Source organism: Psychrobacter sp., from assembly GCF_036731945.1.
In the GTDB taxonomy this organism is placed as follows: Bacteria; Pseudomonadota; Gammaproteobacteria; order Pseudomonadales; family Moraxellaceae; genus Psychrobacter.
In genome coordinates, this window is record NZ_DAINDI010000064.1 from 2,293 (window position 1) to 9,742 (window position 7,450).

Annotated in this window: 6 protein-coding genes; all 6 read left to right on the forward strand. The window is 44.1% G+C overall.

Annotated elements, in window-relative coordinates; translation table 11 throughout:
• Positions 1 to 32 precede the first annotated feature (32 nt).
• The 6 genes from V7D75_RS11790 (at position 33) to V7D75_RS11815 (ending at position 6,893) form a co-directional block, all read left to right on the forward strand.
• On the forward strand, positions 33 to 173 hold the full coding sequence (locus tag V7D75_RS11790) for an AraC family transcriptional regulator (protein WP_333614723.1): 141 nt from the start codon (positions 33 to 35) through the stop codon (positions 171 to 173).
• Positions 174 to 528: 355 nt separating this feature from the next.
• A complete protein-coding gene (locus V7D75_RS11795) occupies positions 529 to 1,584 on the forward strand; it encodes a hypothetical protein (RefSeq protein WP_333614711.1) in 1,056 nt (351 codons plus the stop codon).
• A 79-nt stretch (positions 1,585 to 1,663) separates the two neighbouring features.
• Entirely contained in the window at positions 1,664 to 2,866 is a 1,203-nt protein-coding gene (gene gspF / locus V7D75_RS11800) for a type II secretion system inner membrane protein GspF (protein ID WP_333614712.1), read from the forward strand.
• A gap of 483 nt (positions 2,867 to 3,349) precedes the next feature.
• Positions 3,350 to 3,811 (forward strand): type II secretion system major pseudopilin GspG, encoded by a 462-nt coding sequence (gene gspG, locus V7D75_RS11805; protein ID WP_333614713.1) that lies wholly within the window; start codon positions 3,350 to 3,352, stop codon positions 3,809 to 3,811.
• 292 nt (positions 3,812 to 4,103) lie between these two features.
• On the forward strand, positions 4,104 to 4,664 hold the full coding sequence (locus tag V7D75_RS11810) for a protein-disulfide reductase DsbD N-terminal domain-containing protein (RefSeq protein WP_333614714.1): 561 nt from the start codon (positions 4,104 to 4,106) through the stop codon (positions 4,662 to 4,664).
• Between the two features lie 78 nt (positions 4,665 to 4,742).
• The gene (locus V7D75_RS11815; protein ID WP_333614715.1) at positions 4,743 to 6,893 is read left to right on the forward strand and encodes a cytochrome c biogenesis protein CcdA; all 2,151 of its coding nucleotides are present in this window, start codon (positions 4,743 to 4,745) and stop codon (positions 6,891 to 6,893) included.
• The last annotated feature ends 557 nt before the right edge of the window (positions 6,894 to 7,450 follow it).

Sequence of the window (7,450 nt, forward strand, 5' to 3'; positions counted from 1 at the left end):
ATCGCTTGCGCTTGGCCGCGCGTTATTTGCGTTTGCAGCAAAACAGTATTAGCCGTATTAGCGGTTTGGTCGGTTACGCGTCGGACTCAACCTTTAGCCAAGCGTTTAAGCGTGTTTACGGCATCTCACCTAAAGCTTATCGGCAGCAATATCAACAGCAAACGCTCTCTTAATTAGCTGTTAATTGCTATACCTTTTTCAAAAGCGCTCAGGCTATTTAATGGCTTTAGCGCTTTTTTGCTCGATGCTCATTATTAATTAAAACTCCCGCTTTTTACCATAGCTATTGCTTACCATCACCTTTATCACTGATTTCGATACCGAGTATTTCGGCGATGGACAGCTGACAATGCACTTAGGTTAAGGTACTATAGAGTCATGTTTTGCCCAAGCTTCATAGCGAGATTTTAGCGCATTTTATGGCACTGTCTGCTAGCCAATATCGGTAAGTAGTTGGTTTTAAACGCTGATAGACTATTCATTTAAGATAACTTGGGCAAAGTTTATTTTTGCAGCTAATGGTATTTTATGACTGAACCGACCGCTAAGCCAACCGTGACTTCAAATAGCCAGCGTACTACTGCGTCCGCTACTTCGACAGCCAACGCTGATAAAAAAGACGTGAAAAGTGCGGCAAAAAATAAACCGCGTACGGCAAAAAATAAGCAAAAAAGCAATATTACGCCTGCGCTTGATAAAGCGGCGCTGCTCGCGTTATTTACCTTGCCAGATGCTGAATCAGGTGCTGAGCAAGTAAGCTTAGATTTTACTAACAGCAGTGAGTCGAACAGCAGCGAAACCAATATCGCCGCGCAGCGGTTAGCGCTTTATCGTCGTCAGCATGAGCGTACACGTCAGCTATATATGGCGTCTACCGCTAATCGTCCTACGTATCTGGTGCAAACGCTAAAAACCCAGTTTGCAGAATATCAGCAATATTTACTGGCGCAGCAGCTTGATAAACGTGGTCTGATGGATACCGATGGACTAGAGCGTTTATGGCAACAGTTGCACGTGGTCGATGATATTATCGAAGACATTGTCCGTCATATGCCGGCGCAGCAGCCCGCCGGTTGGCAGCTGACGACGCAAGATGGTCACAATCCACTGCGTTTTCCTACCGTTGGTAAGCTCAAACATGACAAGCCTATTGTAGATCAAGGCAGCTTAAACAGTTATGTGCTTGGTCATTTTGGCGTCAGTAGCTTTACTTATGACCGCGCTTATTATATTGGTCATGTGGTTGGGTATCTATTTAGCTGCTATTTTTGTGCCCATCTGTCTATCAGTTATGGAGTTACCGCCCTTGCTCCGCAGGTCGTGAGCGATTATGAATACGCCAGTCTTGAAACGCCGCATATGGTGAGGTTGCTACAAGGTTTGGATGGTTATTGTAAAAAACGTATTTATCAGCTGGCGGTTATTTGTGCGCGACTTAGCGTCTTTGCTAGCGATAAGCGTATCGAGAGAATGCTGATTGCTGAGGTCAATGATTTTGATAAAAAATTGCAACAACAGCATCTAGATGTTTTATTATTACAAGGGTTAATGCCAGATAGCAGCGATTCTACGCCGCTTTTTTAAGACATTTATTTTCTAAAATATATTGTAAGACTTCTGTTTATCAGCATTTCAAATTGCTCACCTTAGGATATTGACTGCTATGCCCGCTTATCATTATAAAGCGTTAGACGACCATGGCAGTGTCCAAAAAGGCTTACTTGAAGGCGATTCTGCGCGGCAAGTGCGCCAGCAGCTGCGTGATAAACAATGGACGCCGGTTGAAGTAACCGCCGTCAATGACCGACAAAGCCAAAGTAAAAACCGCTATAAAAAACCATCCGCCTATGAATTAGCACTGCTGACTCGTCAATTATCGGTATTACTTGCCGCCGGTATTCCTTTAGAGGAAACGCTGGCTGCCGTCGCCAAACAATCACCAAAAACCCATATTAAATCATTGATGCTGGCCGTACGCTCACATGTATTAGAAGGTTTAAGCCTCGCGCGCGCTCTGCAACAAGCCGCCAGTTTTCCGCCGCTTTATATCGCCACCATTGCGGCAGGGGAAAAATCAGGCCATTTAGATTTAATTCTCAATCAATTGGCGGATTACACTGAAAACCGTTTTGCCCTACAAAAGAAAATCCAAGGGGCGATGGTTTATCCGATTGTATTAATGGTAATGGCAGTCGGGGTCATTATGGGCTTGATGAGCTTTGTGGTGCCCAAAATTGTCAAGGTCTTTGAGCAATCTGAGCAAGCGCTACCTTTGATTACCCAAATTGTCCTGAGCTTATCCAACATCATTACCCAATGGTGGTGGTTGATGATTTTGGTATTGGCAGGGACGGCGTTTTTGTTTTATCGCTTTGCCCAAACCCAAACAGGCAAATTAGCCATAGACAGTATGGTGCTGAGACTACCAATATTGGCGCGCTTATCAAAAGGGCTTAATGCGGCGCGTTTTGCCAGTACGCTTGCGATATTGGTGCGTTCAGGTGTGCCGCTGATTGAAGCGCTGCATATAGGCGCGGCGGTGACGACCAATTTACATATTCAAAAAACCATTATCACCGCAGCCGATAGGGTGACAGAGGGTTCAAGCTTATCGAGTCAATTAGAAAAATCCACTTACTTTCCGCCGATGATGGTACAAATGATTAAAAGTGGTGAGAACTCAGGTGAGCTTGAAAACATGCTCAGCCGCGCCGCTAATATGCAAGAGGCTGAAGCGACCAACTTTATCAGCACCTTGTTATCGTTACTTGAGCCGCTAATGTTGGTATTGATGGGCGTGGTGGTCATGATTATCGTCATGGCGGTGATGCTGCCGATCGTGAATATGAATGATTTGGCAGGTTAGTAAACGCTTAAGCTTTGTTAATTTTTCTGCAGCTGGCTCAAAATCCATTACCTTTATCTTGCTAAAACTTCCGCTAACTTTCTTAAGCCTTGCTTACTGTTGTAGATTGTTGACAACGGTACGTTTTTACTAGAGCGCAGTCAATCATCACGTTATAGTAAGCACTCGTCAAAAACTTTGCTTATAAACTGCTTATAAAGGGTAGCGGTCATCCAATATTTCACGATGTGTATCAATAAAAGTCGATATTTATAACAATCTATGGCAGCGCTGGATAAAAATAAAATCATGGTTTATAGTGATAAGCGGCTTAGGGTTCATTAATCTAAAGCCAACCCATTAAAACGCTCTGAACAGCACATTCATTATTTATATCACCTGATACCAAAAGCGATGACCAAAGCGATGACTATAATTGACACAATACAAGTAAATACCATGCCAAAAAACGCTATAAATAATTATCAGTTTCAGGCAGAAAATATGAATAAAGATATACCTACTGCGCTGAAAGCCCGTCCGTCAATGTCTCATAGCCAATCTGGATTTACCCTTATTGAGATTATGGTAGTGATTGTTATTTTGGCCATTCTTGCAGGTCTAGTCGTACCAAAAGTGGTTGGACAAAGTGACAAAGCGCGCGTCAAAACCACAGAAACGGCGCTGGCAACGGTATCCAATGCGCTTGATATGTATAAGGTTGATAATTCACGTTATCCGACGACGGCGCAAGGTTTAGAAGCGTTGACCACGCCGCCTGCTGACGCCAAAAACTACCCTGATGGCGGTTATATCAAAGGTGGCTATCCGACCGATGGTTGGGAAAACGAGTTGCAATATGTCGCGCCAGGTAGCGAAGGTCGCCCTTATGATTTGTTTTCATTAGGGGCGGATGGGCAGCAGGGCGGCGAAGGGCAAGACGCTGATATTTATGCTCAGTTGTAAGCTGCGATTTAAAGTGATTAGATTGAAGTGATTAGCGCTGAGCAACATAGCGTTTTCTAACACTTTATTGATTAATGCGGCGTTAAAATTTCTAAATATCAACCAATAAAAGGCTTTATTGGTTGATATTTTTTATGAAAGCATAAAATAAGTACTATGCTAGTAAGTACTATGCTAGTAAGTACCGTGCTAAATAGACGCCCACCATATACGTTCAACCTTTTTAATAAATAGTCATTACAAACAGTTATTAAAAGTAACCTTTTAAACCCGCTATCAAAGGTAGTTATTTATGTTTATCAAAACAGCCACCCCAGTTATCAAAAAATGCCTTGCTAAAACACCTCATCTATTAGCAATGACGCTGATAGGCACCTCGTTGCTGACAGGTTTATCAATGATGTCGATGAGCGCGCAAGCTGCAGGACTAGGTGAATTGTTTGGCAATAACAATGCAGCACAATCAAAGTTTTTGCCCGTCGATAAAGCCTTTAAAGTAGATAATATTACCAAAGCGACGTCTAAAGGCACGCAGTTATCGATTACCTTTGACATCACGCCCGGCCATTACGTTTATAAAGACAAGCTGACGCTAAGTTTTCCAAAGGGCATTAGCGCGTCGCCATTTCGCTTTAGCCAGTCGCCAGTTATCATTAATGACCCTACTTTTGGGAAAGTGCCTGTTTTTACGCAAAAAAATATAATCGCTACTACCACGCTGAGTACCAATAATGGTAAAGGCGCCAAAAATGTCCCTGTTGTCATCGGCTGGCAAGGTTGTGCTAAAGCGGGTCTATGCTATCCGCCCGAGAAAATTAAAACCACAGTCAATATTGGCACAGCACGTAAATAAACAGCCACGTAAATAGACAAGTCCATACAGGCAGTGAATTTGTCAATTCGAATTTTGGTAATAAATAGGTAGTCCTTCATGTCCTTTAAGAGCGCAGAAAAGTCTCCGTCATTAACGCAAAATAAATCGTCGAAAAAATCTTATCTGTTGGCGTTCGCTTTCAGCGCGGGTTCATTATTGACAGGGCTAGCAGCGACTGGGCTGACGGCTGCGCCAGTGGCATCGCAAGCGGCAGGATTGGGTGATTTATTTGGTAATAAAAGTGCTGCCCAACCGAAATTTTTGCCTGTTGATGAAGCGTTTCAAGTTAGCAGTAGCAGCAAACCGACCAATAATGGCACGCGCTTATCGATTAACTTTGACATTACACCTGAGCACTATGTTTATAAAGACCAAATTAAGCTAACGTTGCCTGCTGGCGTGAGCGCTGCACCTTTTACCTTTAGCCAAAAGCCAGTCTCCATTGATGATCCAACCTTTGGGCAAGTATTGGTATTTGACCAAGCCAATATGGTTGCTAGCACCGTTTTGAGCAGTAGTAATGGCAAGGCGATAAATAATGCCGCCGTGACAATAGGTTGGCAAGGCTGTGCCAAAGCAGGGCTTTGCTATCCACCGGAGAAAATAAAAACCGCGGTCAATATCGCTGCTGCGTCACAATCGGCAGCCAATAGTTCAAGTAGCATTGCTACAGATTCTGCGAGCAATAATAGCAATGCAGAAACTGTGCGAGCCTCTACAGAGGCGACTGATGCCGATCGTCTTGCTACAGAGCAAACTATGCCAGATGACGAGGTGATAGATTACGCTTTGTTAGATGACGAAGTATTAGATGCAGAGCTTGGTGCGACCAATACCATCTCTGGTGCCGATGAAGAAGTTATAGGCGATAATGTCACAAGTGAAGCAGCAAACAATAGCACTGCAACGAACAATACCGTTGTTGGCGATAACGCCATTAATAGCGACCCTTTTGGCTTAGCCTCGCATCCGTGGTTGGCATTGGTGTTATTATTTTTGGCAGGATTAGGCTTGGCATTGACGCCGTGCGTGTTACCGATGCTACCGATTGTCGCCAATATCGTCGCTCGCCAGCAAAACCCAACAGTTAAAAAAGGTGTCATTTTAACCACAAGTTATGCGATTGGTGTTGCTATCGCTTATGGTATTTTGGGGGCGGTCATTGCGGTATTTGGCGAGTCATTAGGTATTATCGGTTGGCTACAAAATCCGATTATACTAATTGCCTTTGCCATCGTTTTTGTCTTATTAGCCCTTTATATGTTGGGCGTATTTAGCATCCGTCTGCCGAGATTTATCAGTAGCAAAATGCAGGGTCTAAGCCAAGCAGGCGATAGCAAGCTTGGTAGTACGGGTGGCAGTTTAATCGCTGGTTTTTTATCGGCGCTCGTGGTATCGCCATGCGTTTCGGCACCCTTATTTGGTGCGCTGCTTGCCGTATCGACGATTGGTAGCCCACTTCTCGGGTTTGCCGCTTTATTTATGCTCGGTTTTGGTTTGTCGGCACCGCTTATTTTAATCGGCGCGACCCAAGGCAAAATAATGCCCAAAGCTGGCGAGTGGATGAACTGGGTCAAGCAAGGCTTTGCTTTGCTGCTGTTTGCCGTGGCGTTGTTATTAATTGAGCGCGTCTTTATCTCGCCTGTGATGTTGATGGTGTGGGCGCTGTGGTTTATGGTCGTGGCGATGTGGGCGTGGAGCTGGCTAGGCAAAGGTCGGATCCTGACCCAAGCATTAAGCTTAATCGCCGGTATTTGGGCGACGTGTTTAATCGTTGGCGCCGCATTGGGCAATGACGACAGCTTACATCCGCTGGCGTCATTAAGTGCGGCTCCGGTGATGCAGACGACTGCTGGTCAAACAGCCATGAGTAATGCAACAGATAAAACTGTTACGACGCTCGCTGAGTTAGATGCTATTGTCGCCGCTAGCCCAAAAGTGCTGGTCGATGTCACCGCTGAATGGTGTATTGAGTGCCGGATTATGGATAAGAACTTATTTCATAATCGTCCAGCGCAAATGCAAGATTGGCAACTGGTCAGACTTGATATCACTGAGACAACAGCGGATTCAAAAGCAATCTTAGCGCGCTATAAATTGTTTGGTCCGCCAGCGTTGCTGTATTATCAAGACGGTCAATTGGTCAATCAACAAGTAGGTGAAATCGGGCGCGCAGAATTTGAGCAAACCTTAACTGCGCTAAATTAAGCGTTTAAATGTAGATAAAATCCACGTCATTTCTACCCACTAAAAAGCCAACGTCCTGTGATAGTAGGACGTTGGCTTTTTCAATCTTACTAAATAGCCTTTTTAACATAGACGCTAAATCCTTGGTTTAACGTTATTTATTGCTACTCACTTCGCTACTTACCTTATCATTTACATTAGTATTTGCTCGCAATAACGCTAGTATAGTGCCCTTATTTTCATTACAATAAAGCAACATTGCGAAAGGCGCATTATCACGAGTAATGGCTACCTTGCACGTCCATATTTATTGGTTTTCTTTAGTTCTTATTCTATTTTAGCAATCATGCTAATGGTTATATTAATTATCTCATAGTCTCTGCTGGCGCTCATGCCAGTTAGATAAAGGACACTTATGTTTTCTCCTATTACGCCGCAGCGTCCCTCTTTAGCGCTTAACACAGCGGGCAAAAATAATAACAGTCAGCGGTCCAAATGCTATTTAACCATAGCTGTCGGAACGGCGCTTGCTTGTTTTACCTTACAAGCCCACGCAGCCAATGGCGCTCAAAGCTATG